The 22,797-nt window shown below is 68.9% G+C and carries 21 protein-coding genes; 8 read left to right on the forward strand and 13 right to left on the reverse strand.

Features of this window, described 5'->3' with window-relative positions; all coding sequences use genetic code 11:
• Positions 1–83: 83 nt before the first annotated feature.
• Together JOE57_RS05640 and JOE57_RS05645 are read right to left on the reverse strand one after the other, a co-directional pair.
• A complete protein-coding gene (locus JOE57_RS05640) occupies positions 84–467 on the reverse strand; it encodes a cold shock domain-containing protein (RefSeq protein ID WP_204916777.1) in 384 nt (127 codons plus the stop codon).
• 138 nt (positions 468–605) lie between these two features.
• Positions 606–1,478 (reverse strand): LysR substrate-binding domain-containing protein, encoded by an 873-nt coding sequence (locus JOE57_RS05645; protein ID WP_204916778.1) that lies wholly within the window; start codon positions 1,476–1,478, stop codon positions 606–608.
• Positions 1,479–1,651: 173 nt separating this feature from the next.
• On the opposite strand from JOE57_RS05645, the gene JOE57_RS05650 reads away from it, so the two are divergent.
• Positions 1,652–3,019: an MFS transporter gene (locus JOE57_RS05650; protein ID WP_338041179.1), complete on the forward strand. Its 1,368-nt coding sequence runs from the start codon at positions 1,652–1,654 to the stop codon at positions 3,017–3,019.
• A 20-nt stretch (positions 3,020–3,039) separates the two neighbouring features.
• Here JOE57_RS05650 and JOE57_RS05655 read toward each other — a convergent pair whose 3' ends face one another.
• From JOE57_RS05655 to JOE57_RS19135, 4 genes are all read right to left on the reverse strand, one after another.
• Positions 3,040–4,131 (reverse strand): 3-deoxy-7-phosphoheptulonate synthase, encoded by a 1,092-nt coding sequence (locus tag JOE57_RS05655; protein ID WP_204916780.1) that lies wholly within the window; start codon positions 4,129–4,131, stop codon positions 3,040–3,042.
• 219 nt (positions 4,132–4,350) lie between these two features.
• A complete protein-coding gene (gene nagB, locus JOE57_RS05660) occupies positions 4,351–5,136 on the reverse strand; it encodes a glucosamine-6-phosphate deaminase (RefSeq protein WP_204916781.1) in 786 nt (261 codons plus the stop codon).
• Positions 5,137–5,288: 152 nt separating this feature from the next.
• A complete protein-coding gene (locus JOE57_RS05665) occupies positions 5,289–6,224 on the reverse strand; it encodes a dihydrodipicolinate synthase family protein (protein ID WP_204916782.1) in 936 nt (311 codons plus the stop codon).
• Positions 6,221–7,219, reverse strand: a complete 999-nt coding sequence (locus JOE57_RS19135) for a CPBP family glutamic-type intramembrane protease (protein ID WP_204916783.1) — start codon at positions 7,217–7,219, stop codon at positions 6,221–6,223. The genes JOE57_RS05665 and JOE57_RS19135 overlap by 4 nt, the downstream gene beginning before the upstream one ends.
• 86 nt (positions 7,220–7,305) lie before the next feature.
• Here JOE57_RS19135 and JOE57_RS05675 point away from each other — a divergent pair, with 86 nt between their 5' ends.
• Genes JOE57_RS05675 through JOE57_RS05690 form a run of 4 tightly spaced genes read left to right on the forward strand, consistent with a single transcriptional unit; the run spans position 7,306 to position 12,921 of the window.
• Positions 7,306–8,169, forward strand: coding sequence for a hypothetical protein (locus JOE57_RS05675; RefSeq protein ID WP_204916784.1), 864 nt, complete (start codon positions 7,306–7,308; stop codon positions 8,167–8,169).
• Between the two features lie 6 nt (positions 8,170–8,175).
• A complete protein-coding gene (locus tag JOE57_RS05680; RefSeq protein WP_204916785.1) occupies positions 8,176–10,425 on the forward strand; it encodes a helicase-associated domain-containing protein in 2,250 nt (749 codons plus the stop codon).
• Between the two features lie 4 nt (positions 10,426–10,429).
• Positions 10,430–11,281: a hypothetical protein gene (locus JOE57_RS05685; RefSeq protein WP_204916786.1), complete on the forward strand. Its 852-nt coding sequence runs from the start codon at positions 10,430–10,432 to the stop codon at positions 11,279–11,281.
• Positions 11,278–12,921 carry a DNA repair helicase XPB gene (locus JOE57_RS05690; protein WP_204916787.1) on the forward strand — a complete coding sequence of 548 codons (1,644 nt, stop codon included), beginning with the start codon at positions 11,278–11,280 and terminating at the stop codon, positions 12,919–12,921. The genes JOE57_RS05685 and JOE57_RS05690 overlap by 4 nt, the downstream gene beginning before the upstream one ends.
• 25 nt (positions 12,922–12,946) lie before the next feature.
• On the opposite strand, the gene JOE57_RS05695 is transcribed toward JOE57_RS05690, so the two are convergent.
• Positions 12,947–13,507, reverse strand: a complete 561-nt coding sequence (locus JOE57_RS05695; RefSeq protein ID WP_204916788.1) for an NUDIX domain-containing protein — start codon at positions 13,505–13,507, stop codon at positions 12,947–12,949.
• A gap of 195 nt (positions 13,508–13,702) precedes the next feature.
• Here JOE57_RS05695 and JOE57_RS05700 point away from each other — a divergent pair, with 195 nt between their 5' ends.
• On the forward strand, positions 13,703–15,715 hold the full coding sequence (locus JOE57_RS05700) for a HelD family protein (RefSeq protein ID WP_338041180.1): 2,013 nt from the start codon (positions 13,703–13,705) through the stop codon (positions 15,713–15,715).
• Between the two features lie 13 nt (positions 15,716–15,728).
• On the opposite strand, the gene JOE57_RS05705 is transcribed toward JOE57_RS05700, so the two are convergent.
• A complete protein-coding gene (locus JOE57_RS05705) occupies positions 15,729–16,655 on the reverse strand; it encodes a S66 peptidase family protein (protein WP_204916790.1) in 927 nt (308 codons plus the stop codon).
• Positions 16,656–17,040: 385 nt separating this feature from the next.
• Between JOE57_RS05705 and JOE57_RS05710 the strand changes: the two genes are divergently transcribed.
• Entirely contained in the window at positions 17,041–17,433 is a 393-nt protein-coding gene (locus JOE57_RS05710) for a DUF2237 family protein (RefSeq protein WP_204920255.1), read from the forward strand.
• 95 nt (positions 17,434–17,528) lie between these two features.
• Here JOE57_RS05710 and JOE57_RS05715 read toward each other — a convergent pair whose 3' ends face one another.
• From JOE57_RS05715 to groL, 5 genes are all read right to left on the reverse strand, one after another.
• Positions 17,529–17,801, reverse strand: a complete 273-nt coding sequence (locus tag JOE57_RS05715) for a DUF4031 domain-containing protein (protein ID WP_204916791.1) — start codon at positions 17,799–17,801, stop codon at positions 17,529–17,531.
• Positions 17,798–18,511: a copper homeostasis protein CutC gene (locus tag JOE57_RS05720; protein ID WP_204916792.1), complete on the reverse strand. Its 714-nt coding sequence runs from the start codon at positions 18,509–18,511 to the stop codon at positions 17,798–17,800. The genes JOE57_RS05715 and JOE57_RS05720 overlap by 4 nt, the downstream gene beginning before the upstream one ends.
• The gene (locus JOE57_RS05725) at positions 18,508–19,695 is read right to left on the reverse strand and encodes a dipeptidase (RefSeq protein WP_338041181.1); all 1,188 of its coding nucleotides are present in this window, start codon (positions 19,693–19,695) and stop codon (positions 18,508–18,510) included. Before JOE57_RS05725 ends, JOE57_RS05720 begins: the two co-directional genes overlap by 4 nt.
• 155 nt (positions 19,696–19,850) lie before the next feature.
• On the reverse strand, positions 19,851–20,012 hold the full coding sequence (locus JOE57_RS05730; protein ID WP_204916794.1) for a hypothetical protein: 162 nt from the start codon (positions 20,010–20,012) through the stop codon (positions 19,851–19,853).
• Between the two features lie 230 nt (positions 20,013–20,242).
• The gene (gene groL, locus JOE57_RS05735) at positions 20,243–21,874 is read right to left on the reverse strand and encodes a chaperonin GroEL (RefSeq protein WP_204916795.1); all 1,632 of its coding nucleotides are present in this window, start codon (positions 21,872–21,874) and stop codon (positions 20,243–20,245) included.
• Between the two features lie 449 nt (positions 21,875–22,323).
• Between groL and JOE57_RS05740 the strand changes: the two genes are divergently transcribed.
• Complete coding sequence (locus JOE57_RS05740) at positions 22,324–22,776, forward strand: hypothetical protein (protein ID WP_204916796.1); 453 nt, start codon at positions 22,324–22,326, stop codon at positions 22,774–22,776.
• The last annotated feature ends 21 nt before the right edge of the window (positions 22,777–22,797 follow it).

Raw genomic sequence — 22,797 nt, forward strand, 5'->3', positions numbered from 1 at the left:
CTCCGGGCTGACTAAGCCTGAGCGTACGCCGAGTCACGGCCGCAGGAGGAGCCCTCAGCAGAAGGCACGGAGCGGAGCTCGGGCTAGAGCTCCAGCTCGTCGGCGACCGCGCGGAGCACCGAGGCGACCTTGGTCGCGACCTTGGCATCGGGATGCTTGCCGCGCCGGTAGGAGTTGCCGAGACCGTCCAGCATCTTGATCAGGTCCTCGACGATCACCGTCATCTGCTCCGGTGACTTGCGTTGGGCCTTCGACAGCGACGGCGGGAGCTCGACCAGCCGCACCGACAGCGCCTGCTCACCCTTGCGGCCCTCGACGACGCCGAACTCGACCTTCTGGCCGGGCTTGAGCGAGGTCACTCCAGGAGGCAGCGCAGTGGCGCGCACGTAGACATCGCCACCCTCTTCCTTGGTCAGGAAGCCGAACCCCTTCTCGGAGTCGTAGAACCGCACCTTGCCTGTTGGCACTGCAACCTCACTCGTTCGTCGCCGGCGTTCTGCCGGCTACAGCCATCTCCCTGACCTCCGTGGTCGGGCGGGCCTAAGCGTAGCCGCTTGCCGCGCACTACCCAACCTTCTTTCGACCAGCTCCTCGAAGGCCGAGACTCACGGTCGCAGCGGCGCCAACGGCAGGTTGAGGATGGCCTTGCTGAGTGCCTCGACAGGCTCGCGGGACGACAGCGGGTTGGCCACCAGGGCCATCTCGACGTCGGGCAGCGGTGGCAGGCCGAAGCGTCCGCTGAGGTTGCGCAGGTCGCCGGGCACCCGTCCCTGGGCCAGTACGCAGATCCCGATGCCGGCGCGGGTCGCGGCCAGCACGCCGTTGATCTCACGGGTGTTGCAGGTGATCCGCCAGGTCCGGCCGGCGTTCTCGAGCGCTGCGATCGCTGCCGACCGGCCCCAGCTGGGCGCGTGGTAGGTGATCAACGGGACCGGTTGGCTCTCGTCGATCTGGGTCCGCTCCAGCCCCACCCAGACCAACCTGTCGCGACGCACCATCCGGCCGCGGTCGCTGTCGGCCTCCTGGTTGATGAACACCAGGTCGAGATGGTTGGCCATCAGCCGGCGGTAGAGGATGCCACTCTGGGTGACGGTGAGCTCCAGGTTGATCCGGGGGTAGAGCTGCCGGAACTCGCGCAGAATCGTCGGCAGCTCGCTCAGGGCGAGCTCGTCGGCGGCCCCGAACCGAAGTCGTCCGCTCATCGCCGACCCGGTGAAGTACGACACCGCCTCGTCATTGGCCGCCAGGATGGTGCGGGCGAAACCCGCCATCGCCTCACCGTTGTCGGTCAACGACACCGACCTGGTGTCGCGGGAGATCAGCTGCCGTCCGGCAGACTCCTCGAGCCGGCGGATGTGCTGTGAGACCGTGGGCTGGCTGAGTCCGAGCTGCTCTGCTGCCCGGGTGAAGCTGAGCCCGTTGGCCACCGCAAGGAAGGTGCGCAGCAGGATCGGGTCGAAGGTCTTCTCGTCGGCCATCCGTGACCTCCATTGGGCTTATTACGCTTCGCAATGTAATATATAGCCGTCATATCACGCGCGAATACTGAGCGTCACCTTAGAGTATGACTCAGGCCTCACCGTCGAGTGCCTCTTCTTTTCTTCCCCGTGAGTTCCAGTTTCACCTACACCTGAGATCGGTGAGTTCTATCGTGTCCGCGGTAACCGCAGAGAGGTCCTCTGCTGCCTCCAGAACCATTCCCACCAAGATCACGGCGCCAGCTCGGATCGAGACGGCCAAGCCGAAGCGTCGGTGGCCGAGCAGCCTGGCCGCGCTCGAGGTGCGCAACTACCGCCTCTACCTGAGCTCCCAGGTGGTCGCCACCACCGGGCTCTGGATGCAGCGGATCGCCCAGGACTGGCTGGTGCTCGAGCTGTCCGGCAGCGTCACCGCCGTCGGGTTTGCGGTGATGCTGCAGTTCGCCCCGGTGTTGATCTTCGGGCTGTTCGGTGGCGTGATCGCAGACCGCTACTCGAAGCGGACCATCTTGATGATCACGCAGTCCGTGGCCATGCTGATGGCGACCACGCTCGGGGTGCTGGCCCTGACCGGGACCGTTCAGGTCTGGCACGTGTACCTGATCGCCATGACGCTCGGATTCGTCACTGTGGTGGACAATCCGACCCGACAGGTGTTCGTCTCCGAGCTGGTCGGCAGCTCCCACATCCGCAACGCGGTCAGCCTCAACTCCTCGGTCTTCCAGCTCGGTGCGCTGCTCGGTCCGGCACTGTCAGGGTTGCTGATCCACGCAGTGGGACAGGGCTGGTCGTTCTTGATCAACGCCGCCGCCTGCAGCCTGGTCGTGGTCATCGTCGGCATCATCCGGCCCACCGCAAGCAAGGTGAACAAGGCGGCCCACCAGGCCAAAGGCCAGCTGAAGGAAGGCCTGACCTACATCAAGAACACCTCGGAGGTGGCCTGGACCATCGTTCTGGTTGCGGTGATCGGCCTGTTCGGTCTGAACATGCCGGTGATCCTGGCAGCCTTTGCCGACGTGGAGTTCAAGGCCGGGGTCAGCGGCTACTCGATGTTCAACTCGCTGTCGGCCATCGGTGCCCTCGCCGGTGCGCTGATCTCGGCTCGGCGCAAGGAGTCCCTGCGACTGCGGTCGCTGGTCACCTCACTGACGCTGCTTGGGGCGATCTTGATGGTCGCCTCGATGGCACCGTCGGAGTTCCTGTTCGGCGCCGTGCTGATCGGGGTCGGCTTGATGACCCTGCTGTTCCTCACCGGGGCCAACTCGCTGGTCCAGATGACGTCGCTGCCGGCGGTCCGTGGCCGGGTGATGAGCGTCTACCTGCTGGTGCTGCTCGGTGGGCAGGCCATCGGCAGCCCGGCGGTCGGCTGGCTGATCGACCACTTCGGCGCCCGTCCCAGCCTCTTCCTCTGTGGCGGCCTGGTCGCCGTGGTAGCGATGGTCTCCGGCCTCGGTATGGCAAGGCAGTCCCGGCTCACGCTGAGCCTGGACCTGCGTCGTGAGCACGGCCGTGCGCCGCTGCATATCGTGCGGGGCAGCTGAGCCAGGCCCACCCGGCGGCCTCAGCGCCGGCCGGCGGCCCGGGCGAGCTCCTCCAGCAGCGCCCGAGTGGAGTCCCAGTCGAGGCACGCGTCGGTGACACTCTGGCCGTAGGTCAGCCGTCCTCGACCGGCGGCGTCGTTGACATCGAGCCGCTGGGCTCCGCCGAGCAGGAAGCTTTCCAGCATCACCCCGCCGATCGCTCGCGCGGCCGGGCCGCCGGCGCTGATCTGAGCGGCGATCTCGCGCACCACCTCGGCCTGACGCTGATGACTCTTCCCGCTGTTGGCGTGGCTGGCGTCGATCACCAGCCGTGGGTTCAAACCGGCCTGCAGCAGCTGGTGGTGCGCGGCGAGGACGTGCTCGGCGGAGTAGTTGGGCCCTCTCCGCCCGCCCCGCAGGATCAGATGCGTGTCAGGGTTGCCCGCGGTACTGACGAGGGCGGCCCGGCCGGCCTGGTCGATGCCGAGGAAGGACTGGGCGGCGGCCGCCGCCGAACATCCGTCGAGGGCCACCTGGAGGTCGCCGTCGGTGCCGTTCTTGAAGCCGACCGGCATCGACAGGCCGGAGACCAGCTGCCGATGGATCTGGCTCTCGCTGGTCCGGGCACCGATCGCACCCCAGCTCACCAGGTCGGCGGTGTACTGCGGGCTGATCGGCTCCAGGAACTCCGTCGCCGCCGGTAGGCCGACGCCGGCCAGGTCGAGCAGGAACTGTCGTGCCGTGCGCAACCCGGTGGCGATGTCGTGGCTGCCGTCCAGCCGCGGGTCGTTGATCAGGCCCTTCCACCCCACCGTCGTCCGAGGCTTTTCGAAGTAGCTGCGCATCACCACCAGCAGCTCGCTGCTGTGCCGCTGCGCCTCGGCAGCCAGCCGGTGGGCGTACTCCAGTGCGGCCACCGGGTCGTGGATCGAGCAGGGTCCGACGATTACCAGCAGCCGGTCGTCCAGGCCATCCATGACCGCCCTGACCTCGGCCCGGCCACTCTCCACAACCCGACGGTGATCATCTTCTGGCGTCAGCCGGTCCAGAAGTCGTTGCGGAGAGGGCAGCGCCTCGAATCGGCTCACACGAAGGTTCGCGGTGGTGCGCTGATCTGCAGTGGTGATGTCCATCGGTACCGGTCCCGTCTGTCGAGGCGGGCCCTGGTCTCAGAACCCGCCGGAGAATGGCGAAGGGCAGAGACATGGTCTCTGCCCTGAGGCTCTGAAGGTTCGTTGCGATGCGTCAGTCAGCCGCGGGCCCCTCCAGAGCCATGGCAAAGAACGCATACCAACGAGATGTCATGCCCGGAAGCGTACGGCATCGGTCCACGATCGGACCCGGGCGTCCCATCAGTCGAACCGCTGCCAGTCCGGCAGGTTGTCGTAGCTGTAGCGGTAGTACTCGGTCAGCGTCAGCCTCGAGGCGGCGTCGGCGTCGATGATCACGGTGGCATTGGGGTGGAACTGCAGTGCCGAACCGGGACACATGCTGGTGACCGGGCCCTCCACCATCTTGGCCACCGCCTCCGCTTTCTTCGCTCCCTGCGCGACCAGCACGAGCTCGCGGGCATCCAGGATGGTCGCCAACCCCTGGGTCAGGCAGTGGATGGGCACCTCATCCAGCGAGCTGAAGAAGCGGGCGTTGTCGGCACGGGTCTTGGGCGCCAGCGTCTTGATCCTCGTCCGGGACGCGAAGGAGGAGGTGGGCTCATTGAAGCCGATATGCCCGTTCGAGCCGATCCCGAGGATCTGGATGTCCACCGGACCCGTCTGCGCCAGCTTCTGCTCATAGGCGGTGCAGGCGGCAGCCACGTCCGCGGCGGACCCGTCCGGGACGTGCACAAGGCCTGGCGTCAGCCGGAGCGGTTCCACCACCTCACGCTGGATCACCTGGCGATAGCTCTCGGGGTGGCCGGGCGGCAGCCCCACATACTCGTCCAGGGCGAACGCCCGCAGGGTCGAGCAGTCCAGCTCCCCCTCGGCCACCTGTCGGGCCAGCTCGGCATAGATCGCCAGCGGCGACGATCCCGTGGCCAGCCCGATCACCGCGTCGGCCCGACGGCGGATGACCTGGGCCACCTTGCGCGCGGCCAGCAGCCCGACCTGGGTCGTGGACTCCGCGATGACGACCTGCATGATCAACTCTCCTTGACGTGCCTGCGTGAGCAATCAGGTAGTGGGCCACGAGTTCCGGGTCGAGGCCAGCTCATGTGCGACCGCTGGGAGTGTATCGGCCAGGCGGCACCGGTCGGCGACCGCTCCCCGACCCCGTCAGCGATTCAGTCCCGTCAGCGAGCCAGCTCCGGCGGACCCACCACCTGGTCGACGATCTGCCGGACCCTCGCCGCCGCGGCCTGGTCGAAGCTGATCACCGGTTCGGACATCCGGGCGGACGTGATCACGCCCAGGTGCTGCAGGGCGGTCTTGAAGGCGCCGATACCGCCAGCACCCCGGCTCACGTCCGGTGCCGTGCGCAGGATCTCAAACAGTCGCGCCAGCCGGTCCTGCTCCTCGCGCGCCGCCGGCCAGTCGCCGTCGGCAGCGGCCTGGAATATTCGGACATATCCGGCCGGATCGACATTGCCGAGACCCGGCACCACGCCGTCGGCGCCGATCAGCAGTGCCCCGTCGACGACCACCTCGTGGCCGGTGAAGATCGACAGCGGACGGCCCGCGTCCCGGTTGGCGGCGACCAACCGGCGGAAGGAGATGTCATCTCCGCTGGAGTCCTTCACCCCGGCCAGCACGCCGTCACTGCCGAGGCGGACGAGCATCAGCGGATCCAGCTTGGTGTGGACGGCGATCGGGATGTCATAGGCGAACAGCGGCACCGTGGCGGCCTCGGCCAGCAGCCGGAAGTGTCGCTCGATCTCGGCCGGGCTGGTGCCGATGTAGAACGGCGCCGTGGCCACCAAGGCGTCAGCGCCAAGGCTCTGGGCCACCCTGACCTGTGACAGCACCCGCTGCGTGCTCATCTCGATCACTCCGGCCAGCACCGGGACCCGGCCGGCGACCGCGTCCCGCACCGTCTCCAGCACGGCCCTGCGGCGAGGGTCGTCGAGATAGCCGACCTCGCCCGAGGAGCCGAGCGCGAAGACACCGTGCACGCCCGCATCGATCTGCCATTCGACCAGCCGGCGCAGCGAGCCCACGTCGACCTCACCGGTGTCGTCGAGAGGGGTGACCAGTGGCGGGATGACGCCGGTGAAGGCGGCGCCGCTCACCTCGGACCTCCCGCTGCCGTGCCGGCAGCCCCCGACGGCTCGATACGCTCGGGCCGGCGCACCGGGAACCGCCGCAGCAGCACCAGGCTGATGACGGCCAGCACCAGCAGCACCCAGCCGGTCCACCCCAGCAGGCCAGTCGTCACGTTGTCGACCGGTGAACCGCTGGCCACGAACAGCAGGGGAAGGCCGGCCGAGGCGTTCACCGAGCCGTGTGCCAGCGCAGCCACCCAGACGGTTCCGCCGGCCAGCCGGAGCCAGCCGAGCAGGACGCTCAACAGCGTGCAGAAGACGATCATGAAGAGCAGGGCCAGGACCGGCGGCAGGCTCGGGTAGTTGTAGCCGAGCAGGATCACCGGGGCATGCCACAACCCCCAGATGACCCCGGTGACCACGGCCGCCGGCCACTGGCCGAGCCGCTCGCCGAGCATCGGCTGCAGCAGGCCCCGCCAGCCGAGCTCCTCACCGAGCGCCGGGACCGTGTTGATCAGTGCTCCGGGGAGCACCTGTACCGCCGACAACAGCACCACCAGGCTGATCGGGATCGGCAGCGGCTTCGGGCTGAGCCGGGCCAGCTGCTCGGCGAACCCCGAGAAGTTCTTCAGATCGGCATGGTAGACGCCGACCAGGCCGGCGAGGACTGTCGACAGCACCGCAAGCACCACCGGGCCGAGCCAGGCGATGAGCAGCAGTCGCCACCAGGACCTGAACGTGCGCTGCGGTCGCAGCCCCGTCTCGTCGACGATCTTGCCGCCGGACGGGAAGACCCGACAGGTGATCAACGCCGCCACGGTGGGGGCGGCCATCATCGCGACCAACAACACCGGCGCATACGCCGCCTTGAGGCCCGCACGGTTCAGCCACAGCGGCAAGATGACCAGCCAGGCGGCGGCGTAGGCGATCAGCACAAACAGGGTCGTCCTGCGCACCACCAAAACGGTCGGCATGCCAGGCACGGCTGGGACCCGGCGATCCGGACGCGTGGATGCGGACACGGCCGCGATGCTATCGCTCGTCGACGCGGTTGTCAGGAGCCTTCGGCGCAGCAGGAGGCCAACACCCGACGCACTAGGATGGCGGCATGGCAACGTGGGAGGACGGCCCCGAGTATGCGCCGCTCGAGCGGCCCGAGGGCTTCCACCATCCCGATGTGCCGCCACTGGAAGTGGCACCGCCACCCCGGCAACTGGCGGCCGGCGCGCCGATGGAACGGCCGCAGTTCGCCGGGCCACCTGGGCCGGTGGTGCCGCTCGCCGCCCTGGTGCCCGCCGACCCCGAGCAGCATCGTGATCCGCAGACCCCGTTCGAGACGGTCGTCAGTACCGTCACCGCCGGACCCATCGGCATCGGCGCCGGGAGCGCTCAGTCGGCCTGGGGGTCGGCGCACTGGAGCCCGCCGAGTGGTCAGCCGGTCGGACCCTGGGGCCCGCCGGCCACGACGCCCTGGCCCGCCCCGGCCTCGCCCACCTCGGCGGCACCCGTACCGGTCGGCGGCGCCCCCTTCCCGGCTCCGGGGACGCCTCAGTGGTTCGGTCCGGGAGCGCCACCACCGCAGCTGCCGTCGGCCGGCCCGGTGGACGCCAAGAAGGTGTGGGACACCGTCACCCCGGCGGTCGCCATCTGCCTGCTCGTCGGCGGGCTGATCTACGTCTTCTCCCCGATCATGTTGGTCCTCGCCGCTGTGCTGGCCAGCCGCATCACGGTCGGCAGACCCAGGATCAGCAAGGCGTTCTACGTCGTCTTCGGCGTGCTGGGGTTCTTCGCCCTGGTCGGCATCTTCACGCACAACCTGTCCTTCGGCGACTGGTACGGCTACCTCGGCCGCTGGGCTCTGGCGCTCTGCTGGGCTCTGCTGGTGGTGCTCCCGGTCATCGTCTCGACCGAGCTCAAGAAGCATGCGCGGTCCGGCCAGTACCCGCCGCCCTACAACTCGACCTGGGGCTAGGCGTCGATGGCCGGCACCCCTCGGAGCTCGGCGCCGTCGCCGCCCAGAACACTCACCGAAGCCCTCCGCGCCTTCGACCAGGCTCGGCTGGTCGCCCTGCTGGACTCGCGTCCCGACCTCTGTTATCCGCTGCCCCGCGACCTGGCTGACCTCGCCGCCCGAGCCGCCACCTCGACGTCCACCGGCCGGGCCATCGACCACCTCGACGCCTGGGGGCGGCACGTGTGCGAGACCCTCGCCGCGCTGCCGGACCCCGCCACGACCGCCGACGTGGCGGTTCTGCTGCTGACGCGCGACCCTGACGCCACGGCACCCGAGGTGTCGGGCATCTCCCGTGCGATCGGCGGGCTGCGTGACCTCGCCCTCTGCTGGGGTCCAGACGACCAGTTGCATCTGGTGCGGGCCGCTCGCGACTTCTTCGGGCCGTTCCCCGGCGGCCTGGCGCCGCCGTCTCCGAACCCGCTGCGTCCCGAACAGATCGATGCCGCCCTGCGGCGCTGCGGCGACGATGTCGCTCCTGTCCTGGAACGTCTGGCCTGGGGACCGCCTACCGGTGCCGTACGCAACGCCACCAGGGCGATCGCCCCGGAGACTGCGGTCACCCCGGTGGAACGCCTGCTCGCCCACCGGCTGCTGCGACCGCTGGACAGCGACACCGTGATCCTGCCGCGCGAGGTGGCGCTGCACGTCCGCGGCGGACGGTTCGTTCGCCAGCCGGTTCCGCTGCGACCCCCCGAGTTGACCGGGCGGCAGCGGGCGGTCGGCCTGGTGGACAAAGCCGCCGCCGGAGGGGCGTTCGGCCTGCTGCACGACCTGGAGCTCGTCGCCCACACCCTCGAGCACTCACCGCACCGGTTGCTGCGCACCGGTGGCATGGCGGCGCGGGACATCACGGCCCTCGGCAGGAACCTGGGTACCGACCCCCGGCACGCGACCTTCGTCGTCGAGTGCCTGGCCGCCGCCGGTCTGGTCGCCCCTGGCGACGACCAGACGCTGTTGCCGACCGCGGCCTTCGACCGCTGGATCGGGATGGACGCCGCGCCGCGCTGGCAACGCATCGTCGACGCCTGGGTCAACGCCCAGCGATGGTTCTCGGCGGCCGCCACCGAGGGCGCGCACGCCCTCGGGGACGAGGCCACGGCCGCAGGGGCTCCGGCACTGCGCCGGCTGATCCTGCAACAGGCGGAGCGGACCAGCCCAGGCACCGTCGTGTCCACCACCGACCTGGCGGCGGTCGTCGGCTGGTACCGGCCGCGACTGGCCGGCTCCACCGAGCTGAACCAGCTGGTCGGCTGGACCTGGCAGGAGTCATCCTGGCTTGGCCTGGTGGCGCTGGACGTCTTCGCCTCCTTCGCCGCGGTGGCCCTTCAGGACCATGACGAGGTGCCTGCGTCGCTGCTGGAGCTGTTCCCCACCCCGGTGGACCAGTTCATCGTGCAGGCCGACCTGACCGCGGTCGCCCCCGGCCCGCTGCCGCACGCGATCGCCAGCCAGCTGCGGATGCTCGCCGACCAGGAGTCTCGGGGCGGCGGCGGCGTGTTCCGGTTCAGCGCCGCCTCGATCCGGCGAGCGCTGGACGCCGGCTGGGCCGCTGCCGACATCCACAGCTGGCTGTCGGAGCACTCGGCCACCCCTGTCCCGCAGCCACTGGCCTACCTCGTTGATGACGTCGCCCGGCTGCACGGCAGCGTCCGGGTGGGCAGTGTGGTGTCCTATATCCGCACCGACGAGACCCATGCCGCGACGATCCTGGCCAACCCCGGCACGGCGGCGCTGGGCCTACGGGCGTTGGCGCCGGGAGTCCTGGTCAGCTTGGCCGAACCCGACGAGGTGGTCGAGACGCTGCGCCGGCTCGGGCTGAGCCCGTCCGCCGAGGACTCGCGTGGCCGGGCGATGACGACACCGGCGCGCCGGCGGGCGCCGGCTGTACGGCGACCGCCCACCCTGCCGAGCGTGTCTGCCGGTGAGGCCGCGGCTGCGGTCATCGCCGCCGAACGGCAGCAACGCCGTGGCGCCGAGGCTCGGATCTCGACCGACGAGACACTCGCCAGACTGACGGCGGCGGCGCAGTCGGAGGGGAAGGTGCGGGTGGTCTACGTCGCCTCGGACGGCACCCAGGCCGAACGCGATCTGAGCCCGCTCGGGCTGGGCGCGGGCCACGTCCGGGCTGTCGACCTCACCAACTCGCAGGTGGTCACCATCCCCCTGGCCAGGATCTCAGCGGTTAGGCCGGCTACCAGCGACGACCTAGACTGAGGCAGTGCGAGCGGAGACCACCCGAAGACTCCTCGTCTTCGCAGTCTGCGCCGTGGGCGTCGGCTGCCTGTACTGGGTGCCCGAAATCGCCAGCTCACCGCACCAGCTCGGCGGCGCACCCGCCCCCGATCCGCACCCCACCAGCAAGGCCACGGTGACTGTAACCACCCGAAATCCAACGCGGCCACCCAGCCGGCCGACCGCCGCCCGGACGGCGCTGACGCACTCCGACGCCGCGCCGCCGCAGCAGACCCGCCGCGGCACGACCACCCAGCAGCCGTCGATCACGCCGACGCGGCAGCGCCGGTCAAGTGACGATCGAAGCAGGCCCGAGCGGCTGTCCGGGCTCGCGCTGCTGCGAGCCGACCATGACACCCTGACGGTGTCGTGGGCTGCGGGCACCGACAACGTCGGCGTCGTGGCCTACCGGGTCCTGCTGAACGGCTACCTGCAGCGGACCACCACAGCACTGCAGGCGACCCTGAACTGGTTCAACAGTGACGACGCCCAGATCGTCCAGATACAGGCGGTCGACCGCGCCGGAAACGAGAGCCCCGTCTCGGCGGCGCTGCTGGTCCGTCGACCGGCTGCGGGATCGACCGAGTCCCCCGAGCCGACCCCCACGCCGTCGCCGAGCTCGCCGGCTCCAACACCCACCGGCACCCCGTCGCAGGCTCCGACGCCGGGGCCGAGCGACGCCAGCCCGACACCGAGCGACAGCCCCTCCCCCTCGGTGACGCCGGCCGCGTCCGGAATCGGTTCGGTACCGGCCGATGGTGGTGCATCGCAGCAGCCTCTCGCACCGGGTACGGGCGACCGGGCGATCACCACGCCTGACCCGGAGCTGACCCAGTGACGGGGCCTCTGGTGGTGCAGTCCGACCGGACCCTGCTGCTCGAGGTGGATCATCCCGACGCCGGGGCCTGCCGGATCGCGATCGCTCCGTTCGCCGAGCTGGAACGGGCGCCCGAACACATCCACACCTACCGGCTGACACCGCTGGGGCTGTGGAACGCTCGCGCCGCCGGCCACGACGCCGAGCAGGTCGTCGACGTGCTGCTGACCTACAGCCGCTATCCGGTTCCTTCGTCGCTGCTGGTCGACGTGGCGGACACGATGGACCGCTACGGGCGGCTGCGGATCGAGAAGCATCCGACCCACGGGCTGGTGCTGGTGAGCAGCGACAAGCCGGTGCTGACCGAGGTGCTGCGGAGCGCCAAGGTGAAGGGTCTGGTCGGCGCCTCCATCGGTGATGACTCGGTGATCATCCACCCGTCCGAGCGGGGTCAGCTGAAGCAGGTGCTGCTCAAGCTCGGCTGGCCGGCCGAGGACCTCGCCGGCTACGTCGACGGCGAGGCCCACCAGATCGAGCTCGACGAGTCGGGGTGGGCCCTCAGGCCCTATCAGCGGCTGGCTGCAGAGTCGTTCTGGCACGGCGGCTCCGGCGTCGTCGTCCTTCCTTGTGGCGCAGGGAAGACGCTGGTCGGGGCCGCCTCGATGGCGCATGCCAAAGCCACCACGTTGATCTTGGTCACCAACACCGTCTCCGCCCGGCAGTGGCGCGACGAGCTGATCAAGAGGACCTCGCTGACCGCCGACGAGATCGGTGAGTACTCCGGCGCGAAGAAGGAGGTGCGACCAGTCACCATCGCCACCTACCAGGTGATCACCACCAAGCGGGGCGGGGTGCATCCGCATCTCGAGCTCTTCGACGCCCGCGACTGGGGGTTGATCATCTACGACGAGGTGCATCTGCTGCCGGCGCCCGTGTTCCGGATGACTGCCGACCTGCAGGCGCGTCGTCGGCTCGGGCTGACGGCGACGCTGGTCCGCGAGGACGGCCGCGAGGGCGACGTGTTCTCGCTGATCGGGCCCAAGCGGTTCGACGCACCCTGGAAGGACATCGAGTCGCAGGGATACATCGCCCCGGCCGACTGTGTCGAGGTGCGGGTGACCCTGACCGATGCGGAGCGGATGACCTATGCGGTGGCCGAGCCGGACGTGAAGTACCGGCTGGCGGCCAGCTCGGAGTCCAAGTCCGATGTGGTGGTCAGCCTGGTGGAGAAGCACCGCGGGGTGCCGATGCTGGTGATCGGTCAGTACGTCGACCAGCTCGACGACCTGGCCGAAAGGCTGCAGGCGCCGCTGATCAAGGGTGACACGACAGTCAGGCAGCGGGAGAAGCTCTACGAGCAGTTCCGGACCGGCGAGATCGACCTGCTGGTGGTGAGCAAGGTGGCGAACTTCTCGGTCGACCTGCCGACAGCCCAGGTGGCCATCCAGGTGTCCGGCGCATTCGGCTCCAGGCAGGAGGAGGCCCAGCGGCTGGGTCGGCTGCTCCGGCCGAAGAACGAAGGGGTGACGGCGCGCTTCTACGCCGTGGTGGCCCGAGACACAGTGGACTCCGAGTTCGCCCAGCACCGGCAGCGCTTCCTGGCCGAGCAGGGCTACTCCTACCGCATCCTCGACGCCGACGACGCGATCGCCGCCGACTGAGCCGGCTCAGCTCTCGTCGGCCGGTTCAACTCTCGTCGGGAAGGGTCGACTCCTCCTGTCGCCCCAGGTCCCGCCCCCACCGGTGCGGGTGGTGCGCCGCATCCCACAGCTCCACCAGCTCCACCGGCCAGATCCACTCGGTGGTCTCGACCAGCTCCTCCCGGTACCACCAGCGGTGGGTCTGCAAAGTGAGCTGTTCCTCCACCGTGTGGTCGGAGATGTCCACCTCGAACTCCGGCACCCGGGCGAGATAGAACGGCTCCTCCTGCTCGATCACCTGGTCGGAGTAGCCGTGCACGACGTGCCGACGCGCCACCGGTCCGAGCAGGTCCTCCTCGGTGATCACGCAGCCGGTCTCCTCGGCCACCTCGCGCACGGCGGCCGCCAGCTCGGTCTCGCCGGGGTCGATGCCGCCGCCGGGGGTGACCCACCAGCGGAACTCCGGCAGACCGGGGTCGCTGTCCTGGAAGAGCAGCACCTGGTCTGCATGGTTGACGAGGATGACCCGGACCGCGGAGCGGACGATGCGGGGCCTCGCGCTGGGATCCTCGACCGGCTCGAAGGCGCGGCCCTGCTCAGACGTCACCCGACCAGGGTACGAGCCGCCGTGGCCGGCCTGCACCGGCCCGGGCAGGCGTACGGAAACCCGTGGACTGTCCCGAGAGGCGGGTGTAACGTAGCCCTTCGCCCCTTCACCTCTACCGAGCAGTCGGAGGTCTGTTGCATGCCCGCAATCGACCCCGGGTCAGGCACGCCTGAATCGGGAGCCACCAGTCCCCTGTTGAGCGAACGACAACATCTCGCCGACTCGCGTGCGGCGCTCCGGCGGATGCGCGAGCACACCGCCACCCTGAAGGCCATCGGCGGCGACCACGTCTCCACCGAGCATCTCAAACAGGCCCTCTTCCGACGGATGAAGGCACTGGAGGACGATCCGACGGTGCCGTTGTTCTTCGGCCGGCTCGACTATGACACCGCACTGGGCGCCGAACACGATGAGCGCCTCTACATCGGCCGGAGGCACGTGTCGAGTGAGGCCGGCGGCGAACCGATGGTGATCGACTGGCGCGCGCCGGTCTCACTGCCGTTCTACCAGGCGCGACCCGGACAGCCGATGCAGGTGCGGCTACGCCGTCGGTTCGGCTTTCAGCACGGCGAGCTGACCGCCTACGAGGACGAGGAGCTGACCCAGACCGCCGCCGAGGCCGCCTCCGACATCCTCGAGTCCGAGATCGAGCGGCCGCGGACCGGGCCGATGCGCGACATCGTCGCCACCATCCAGCCGGAGCAGGACACCATCGTCCGCACCGATCTCAAGCGGTCGGTCTGCGTCCAGGGTGCGCCTGGAACCGGAAAGACCGCGGTCGGGCTGCATCGGGCCGCCTTCCTGCTCTACGCCTTCCGCGATCAGCTTGCCCGCTCAGGGGTGCTGGTCGTCGGCCCCAACGACAGCTTCCTGTCCTACATCGCCGACGTGCTGCCTGCCCTGGGGGAGATCGACGCCACCCAGGCGACGGTGGTCTCCCTGGTGACGAAGGCCACCGGAACCGAGATCCGTGCCCTGGATGTGGTGCCGGCGGCGCTGATCAAGGGCGACGCGCGGATGGCGCAGGTGATTCGGCGGGCGGTGTGGGACCACATCGGCTCCGCCGGGGAGTCGCTGGTGGTGCCGCGCGGTTCCCACCAGTGGCGGGTCGGCGCCTACCTGATCGACGAAGCGGTGGCAGCCATCCGGGAGCGTGGCGTCCGCTATGACGCCGGCCGGGCGATGCTGCCGCAACGGTTGGCGCACCAGGTGCTGCTGCGGATGGAGGCCGGCGGGGATTCCCCCGACGACCGGGTGCAGAACGCGGTGGCGCGTAGCCGGCCGGTCAAGGCGTACGCGGACGCGATCTGGCCGGCGGTCGATGGGAAGAAGCTGATCTTCCGGTTGTTGACCGATGCCGACTACCTCGCCGGCTGCGCCGAGGGAATCCTCACTCCCGAGGAGCAGCAGACGATCATGATCAAGAAGCCGGGGCGCTCCGCCGGCTCGGCGAAGTGGAGCCTGGCCGACGTCGTCCTGATCGACGAGGCGAACGACGTCCTCAACCGCACCCCCAGCCTGGGCCACGTCATCCTGGACGAGGCCCAGGACCTGTCGGCGATGCAGCTGCGAGCCGTCGGTCGGCGGGCCAGCACCGGCTCGGTGACGGTGCTGGGAGACCTGGCGCAGGCCACCACCCCGTGGGCGACGTCGTCCTGGCAGGAGTCGCTCACCCACCTGGGGAAGGCGGACGCGACCATCGAGGAGCTGGTGGCCGGATTCCGTGTCCCCGGCTCGGTGATCGAGTTCGCGGCCCGGCTGCTGCCCAGCATCGCCCCGGCGCTCACGCCACCGCACTCGGTCCGGCGCAGCCGGGGTGACCTGGCCATTCAGCAGACCGCCAGCCCGCTGCAGGCCATGCTGGACGCGACCCGGCGGATGCTCGACGAGGAGGGCACGATCGGGGTGATCGTGGCTGACGACGATGTGGGCCGGGTCCGGAAGGTGCTGGAGAAGGCGGGCATCCGCTACGACCTGCTCGGCGAGGACGCCCAGATCTTCGACAGCAGGGTGGACCTGGTCCCCGCCTCGTTGGCGAAGGGTCTCGAGTTCGACCACGTGGTGCTGCTCGAGCCGGCGGCGATCGTCGCCGGCGAGGCGGACAAGGTGACCGGACTGCGCCGGCTCTATGTCTGCCTCACCAGGGCCGTCACCTCGCTCGCCGTCGTCCATGCCGACGAGCTTCCCGACCAGCTGATGGCCGCCTGAGGTCAGGGGCAGGTCAGGCCAACCGGACGGTGCCCTCGCCGGCGTCCAGACGTACCGTCGCACCGAGGGGCAGCGTCCGATTGGGCAGGGAGTGGCCGACCTCGGCGGTCTCGATCATCGGTAGCTGGAGGTCACCCAGCCGGTCGCGCAGCACGGCAGCCACCTGCACCGAGTCGCCGGAGTCGGAGAAGGTACCGATCACGACGCCGACGACACCGCGGAACCAGCCCGCCCGGAGCAGCTGGGTGATCATCCGGTCGACCCGGTAGGGCTCCTCGCTCACCTCCTCGAGCACCACTATGCGGGCCCCGGCCGGTGCCGGTTCGATGCCGATATCGGCGGCCAGCAGGGAGAGGTTGCCGCCGATCAGCCGGCCCACCGCAACTCCGGGGCTCAGCGTCTGTCCCTGGCACAGCTCGTATCCGGGCTGCGGTGGCGCGAACAGCAGGGTGCCGAGCTGGCCGACGGTCTGCGGGTCGTCCAGCTGGGCCGATGTTGCCGCGACCGGTCCGTGCAGGGTGACCTGGCCGAGCTCTCTCCCGATCCGCGCATGTAGTGCGGTGATGTCGGAGTAGCCGATGAGGTGCTTCGGCCCGGCCTGCCGGAGCGCGTCGAAGTCGATCAGATCGACCATGCGCTGGGCACCGTAGCCACCCCTGGCCGCCCAGACGGCAGCGACCTCCGGGTCGGTCCAGGACTGGGTGAAGTCGGCCGCCCTGTCCGTATCGGTGCCGGCCAGAAAGGTCAAGTCCTGGTGGCGGCTCAGCACGCGGCTCCCACATCTCACCTCGAAACCCAGGTTCTCCAGCAGGCTGATCCCGTGTCTCAACAGCTCCGGGTCGACCGGCCCGCTGGGGGCGACCACCGCCACCGTGTCTCCCCGGCTGAGCGGCCGCGGCCAGACCCTGCCCGTTCCCTCGCCCTCGAACCGGGTGATCATCGCCGGATCCCTTCCTCTGTCCCCATCCTCCCAACTGGTGCCCTGAACCAGCCACCGCGCCCCCCGCCACCGCGCCCTGAGCCTGTCGAAGGGCCGTGCCCTGAGCCTGTCGAAGGGCCGTGCCCTGAGCCTGTCGAAGGGCCGCGCCCTGAGCCAGCCACCGCGCCCTGAGCCTGTCGAAGGGCCGTGCCCTGAGCCTGTCGAAGGGCCGTGCCCTGAGCCTGTCGAAGGGCCGCGCCCTGAGCCAGCCACCGCGCCCTGAGCCTGTCGAAGGGCCGTGCCCTGAGCCTGTCGAAGGGCCGCGCCCTGAGCCTGTCGAAGGGCAGCGTTCGGTGACGTCAGGGGATAGGCAACCACAGTGCCGGTGCACGACACTGGGGAGGTGATGAGCGATGACCTCAACGTGCTCGGCGAGCCGTTGGAACCGTGCGGCACCGATCCGATGACCGGGTTCTACCGCGACGGCTGCTGCACGGCCGGGCCGGAGGATCGAGGCAGCCACACCGTCTGCGCTGTTGTCACCACCGAGTTCCTCGAGCATCAGCGCAAGGTCGGCAACGACCTGAGCAGACCGATCCCGGCCTATGGCTTCCCCGGGCTCGTCCCCGGTGACCGCTGGTGTGTGGTGGCCGTCCGCTGGGCCCAGGCCTACAACGACGGCGTCGCCGCCCCGGTGGTGCTCGCCGCCACGAACCAGCGGGCCCTGGAGATCATCCCGCTGGAGGCACTGCAGCGCTACGCCGTGGACGTCCCCGGAGATGCCAGCTCGTTGCTCTGAACGCACCCAACGGCGCGTCATCATCACCTCCGAGGCAGCACGCAGCGTGCCCTCATCTGCCGGCGCGAATGACGCGCCGATTCCTCTGTTCGCGGTCAGCGCGGTCGGAGACGAGACACCTTGCGGCGCCGTAATCCCGAGGCATGCAGCAGCAGCACGATCTCCCGTGAGCTCACAAGCACCGCACCGGCTTCGACCGCCGGCGGATGGCGCTCCTCGATGACGTCGTAGTGGTCCCGCTCGAACGCGCGCCGAGGGATCTCCAGCATCTCGGCGAACTCGTGCAGTTCCTCATACGACACGTCGCTGATCATGTGCGACCAGAGCCGGCCATGACCCGGCCAGATCGGTGGGTCGATGTAGATCACGACGGCTGACGCTCCGACCGCGCTACGGCATCGTCGATCAACGTGCGCCAGGTGCGGACCAGGTCGGCGTCAACGTAGGCCTTCCATGAGCCTTGAGGCCGTGCCCGACTGCCGATGTGAAAGGCACGTACGCCTGCGCGGGCCAGCCAGGGGACGTGCTCGGCCAGCAGTCCACCGCCGGCCATGATCAACGCCGCCTCGGCAGGATCGTTCTTCGCCCGTCGGACCAGGTCGTCCAGCCCCTCCGACACGCCACGGGCCGAGCCGGCGGTGAGCACCTGGTCGAGTCCGGGCAGCCCGCGCAGCGCCCGCCAGGCACGGTCGGTCTCGATGCACGAGTCGATGGCCCGGTGAAAGGTCCAGTGCCAGTCCGACCCCTCCACCAGCGCCCGCACGACCTCGACGTCGATCTCGGTGTGACCGTTGAGGAAGCCCAGCACCAGGCCATCGGCGCCCACCGAGCGATAGCTGCTGGCCAGTCCCTTGAGCCGCGACATCTCCCCGCCGTCGGTACCGAAACCTTCGCGCAGCCGCAGCATCACCCGGATCGGCAGCGAAGTGGCGCGCCGGATCTGCCCGACCAGATTCGGTTCGGGCGACAACCCGTCGGCGTTCATGCTGCCGACGATCTCCAGCCGGTCCGCGCCGCCCGCCTCGGCACGTTCGGCATCGGCCGCGTGCAGGGCGATCACCTCCAGCAACCCGCTCATGACGCCCGCTCTCCGTCCAGCATCTCGATCGTCGCCAGCGACGGACCTCGTCGCTGCTGGAGCCCGGCCGCGACCTCCTCGGCCTGCCGCAGCGTCCGGATGATGTTGCGGTGCGCCAGCTTCTCCAGGTCGTCGCGGCTCCAGGACTTCTCGGCCAGCGCCGACAGCAGAGCGGGATAGGCCGACACGTCGGCCAGCCCGTCGGGCAGCATGTTCACCCCGTCGAAGTCACCTCCGAGCCCGATGTGGTCGATGCCGGCAACCTCGCGTACGTGTTCACAGTGCGCCACCACGTCGGCCAGCCTGGCTCGCGGCGGGGTGCTCGGGTGCTGGTCGGCGAAACTGGCCATCGCCTCCAGGTCTCGGATGTCGACGCCGGCGGCGGTGGCGGACTCGTTGAGCGCCATCCCCCATGCCAGAACCGCCGGGCTGACGAACGTCGGTACGAAGGTGATCATGCAGATGCCGTTGTTGTCGGCCAGCGCGGCCAGCATCTCGTCGGGCACGTTGCGCGGATGGTCACATACGGCGCGAGCCGACGAGTGCGAGAAGATGACCGGGGCTTCGGTGGTCTGCAGCGCTGCGCGCATGGTGTCGGGCGATACGTGCGAGAGATCGACCAGCATGCCCAGCCGGTTCATCTCACGTACGACCTCGTGCCCGAAGGGAGTCAGGCCACCGGCCACCGGATCATCGGTGGCCGAGTCGGCCCAGTCCGTGTTCTCGTTGTGGGTCAGCGTCAGATAGCGGACGCCGAGGCGATAGAACGTGCGCAGCACGCCCAGGGAGTTGTCGATGGAGTGGCCACCCTCAGCGCCCATCAGCGAGGCGACCGGCGAAGTCGGGCCGGCACCGTGCACCAACTCGGCCAACCCGTCGGCGGTCGTGACCAGGGCGAGGTCGTCGGGGTAGCGGGCGATCATGCTGTAGACCGCGTCGATCTGTTCCAGCGTGGCGGTGACGGCGCGCTGACCGGTCATAGAGCAGGGCACGTAGACGGACCAGAACTGGGCCCCGAGCCCTCCCCTGCGGAGGCGAGGCAGGTCGGTGTGCAGGTCGGGCTGGAGCTTGGCGATGTCGACGGCGTCGAAGTCGTAGCCGACCTTGCGCATCGCCCAGGGCAGATCATTGTGCCCGTCCACGACCGGGATCACCTCGCCGCCCGGCACCTGGGTATCCCTCACGAACCCATCTTCACGCATCGGGGCCTTGATCAACCACGCCACACCGGAGACGACTCCTGCCAGAGTGCAGAACGGCGTATCAATCCCTCAAGCCCGCTCGGCAGAGCGGAGTGGCGCTGACGCTACCCGGGCCAGCCGTCACGTGACCAGACCGGCTAGGGACGAGTGGTGGTCCGCCGACGGACAAATCCGATCGCAGCGGTGCCGAGGAACAGCACGATGCCCACGATGGCCAGCCAGAACAGCCCCTTGATGGCGAACCCGACGATGGCGAGGATGACCCAGAGCACGAGCAGAACAATCAATAGGTACATCATGGCGACCTCCTAAGCCGTACAAACAGCATATCGCTGCTCAGCGATTCGCGAGGCTCCAACCGGCTCAGAGCCAGGAATCCTGTCACTGGGCTCGGGAAATTTGCCCCGTCATGTGACGGAATCCCAAGTCGACTTGGGAAACCGACACCCCCCACGCGGGAGGAGGGACGCAAAGAGGCGGCCCCCTCGGGGACCGCCTCTTCAGTGCGTAACTGTGGGAGTGCCTGGACTCAGAAGTCCATGCCGCCCATGCCACCCATGCCGCCGTCGCCACCCGGAGCGGCAGGAGCCTTCTCCGGCTTGTCGGCGATGACTGCCTCGGTGGTGAGGAACAGAGCCGCGATCGATGCCGCGTTCTGCAGTGCCGAGCGGGTCACCTTGGCGGGATCGATGATCCCGGCCTTGAGCATGTCGCCATACTCACCGGTGGCCGCGTTCAGGCCCTCGCCCGCCTTCAGGTGGGCAACCTTCTCCGCCACGACGCCACCCTCAAGGCCGGCGTTGATGGCGATCTGCTTCAGCGGAGCCGTGCAGGCGCTCAGCACGATCTGCGCACCGGTCGCCTCGTCACCGCTCAGGTCGTCCAGCTTGGCGTTGGCAGCGGCCTGCAGCAGCGCAACGCCACCACCGGCGACGATGCCCTCCTCGACGGCAGCCTTCGCGTTGCGGACGGCGTCCTCGATCCTGTGCTTGCGCTCCTTGAGCTCCACCTCGGTCGCAGCACCGACCTTGATCACCGCAACGCCGCCGGCCAGCTTGGCCAACCGCTCCTGCAGCTTCTCCCGGTCGTAGTCCGAGTCGGAGTTGTCGATCTCGGCACGGATCTGGCTGACCCGTCCGGCGATCTGGTCCGAGTCGCCTGCACCCTCGATGATGGTGGTCTCGTCCTTGGTGACCAGCACCTGACGAGCCTGGCCCAGCATCTCCAGGCCGACACCGTCGAGCTTGAGGCCGACCTCCTCGGAGATGACCTGGCCACCGGTCAGGATCGCGATGTCGGTGAGCATCGCCTTGCGGCGGTCACCGAAACCGGGAGCCTTGACGGCGACCGACTTGAAGGTGCCACGGATCTTGTTGACGATCAGCGCTGCCAGCGCCTCACCGTCGACGTCCTCGGCCACCACAACGAGCGGCTTGCCGGACTGCATGACCTTCTCCAGCACCGGGAGAACGTCCTTGAGGTTGGAGATCTTCGAGTTGACGATCAGGATGTACGGATCGTCGAGCGCCGTCTCCATCCGCTCGGTGTCGGTGACGAAGTAGGGCGAGATGTACCCCTTGTCGAACCGCATGCCCTCGGTGAGCTCAAGCTCCAGGCCGAAGGTGTTGGACTCGTCAACGGTGATGACGCCTTCCTTGCCGACCTTGTCCATGGCCTCGGCGATGATCTCGCCGACCTGGGGGTCGCCAGCCGAGATGGAGGCGGTAGCAGCGATCTGCTCCTTGGTCTCCACGTCGATGGCCATTGCAGCGAGCTGCTCGATGATGACCTCGACGGCCTTCTCGATGCCCTTCTTCAGCGACATCGGGTTGGCACCGGCGGTCACGTTGCGCAGACCCTCGCGGACCAGCGCCTGAGCCAGCACGGTCGCCGTCGTGGTGCCGTCACCGGCGACATCGTCGGTCTTCTTGGCAACTTCCTTGACGAGCTCGGCGCCGATCTTCTCGAACGGCTCCTCCAGCTCGATCTCCTTGGCGATGGACACGCCATCGTTGGTGATGGTGGGGGCTCCCCACTTCTTCTCCAGCACGACATTGCGGCCCTTGGGGCCCAGGGTGACCTTGACGGCATCGGCGAGCTGGTTCATGCCCCGCTCGAGGCCACGTCGTGCCTCGACATTGAATTCAATGAGTTTTGACATTACTCCGCGAGTCCTCCCGCGTTGGCGGGCGACCGTGGCCGCCCCGGTTGACTTGGTACGGACGGTCGAAGACCGTCCACTGAACATGTGTGCTCTGATACGCCAGGAACCGATGCCCGCGACGGACGGCCTCGACCGAGGCCTCACCGACTCTTGACGTGGCACTCTCGCAGTGAGAGTGCTAACCCATTTTTAGCACTCTGCCGGTGAGAGTGCAAACAATCCGCGCCCCAAAACGAGGCTCAGCCCGACCCAGCCCACAGGGAGATGTGGGCTGCCGTTGCGGGAGTCGCCTCACCCGGCGGGTACCTCTCGCGAGCCGCGACCTGCCCCGCAGCACGCAATCCCAGGCCAACCGGCCAGATGGCCCGACGAGGCGGTGACCTTCGCCTCTGAAGGGGCCGGTCAGCCCGCCATAGCGTGGCCACATCGAGAAGAAGGGAACCGCCATGACCGTCGTCGAGGCCAAGCAGCGCCAGAGCATCACGTCACGGCGGGTCGGCTACATCGTGGCCATCCTGGTCAATGGCGCCATGTTCGGTCTGATCAACGTGACGCCGGGCTGGCGGGCAGTACCGTTCCTCACCTCCGAGACACCTCAGGTGGTCGGTCTGGTGAACGCCTCCATCGTCGCAAGTGCCGTCGTCAATGCGATCTACCTCTTCAACGATGCCCGCTGGCTCAGAGCCTGCGGCGACCTGGTCGCCACCTCCATCGGGCTGGTCGCGCTGATCCGCGTCTGGCAGGTGTTCCCGTTCGACTACGGCGCCACCTCCTTCGACTGGGTCCTGCTGACACGCATCGTGCTGGTCGTCGGCATCGCCGGCAGCATCATTGCCATCATCGTCGCTCTGGCCACGCTGGCCCTGCGCGCCCGCGAGGCCGCGAGCAGGACGACGTGATCGCCGCCCAGCTGCCGCAAC

Origin of the sequence: Microlunatus panaciterrae (genome assembly GCF_016907535.1) — a bacterium.
Classification (GTDB): Bacteria; Actinomycetota; Actinomycetes; order Propionibacteriales; family Propionibacteriaceae; genus Microlunatus; species Microlunatus panaciterrae.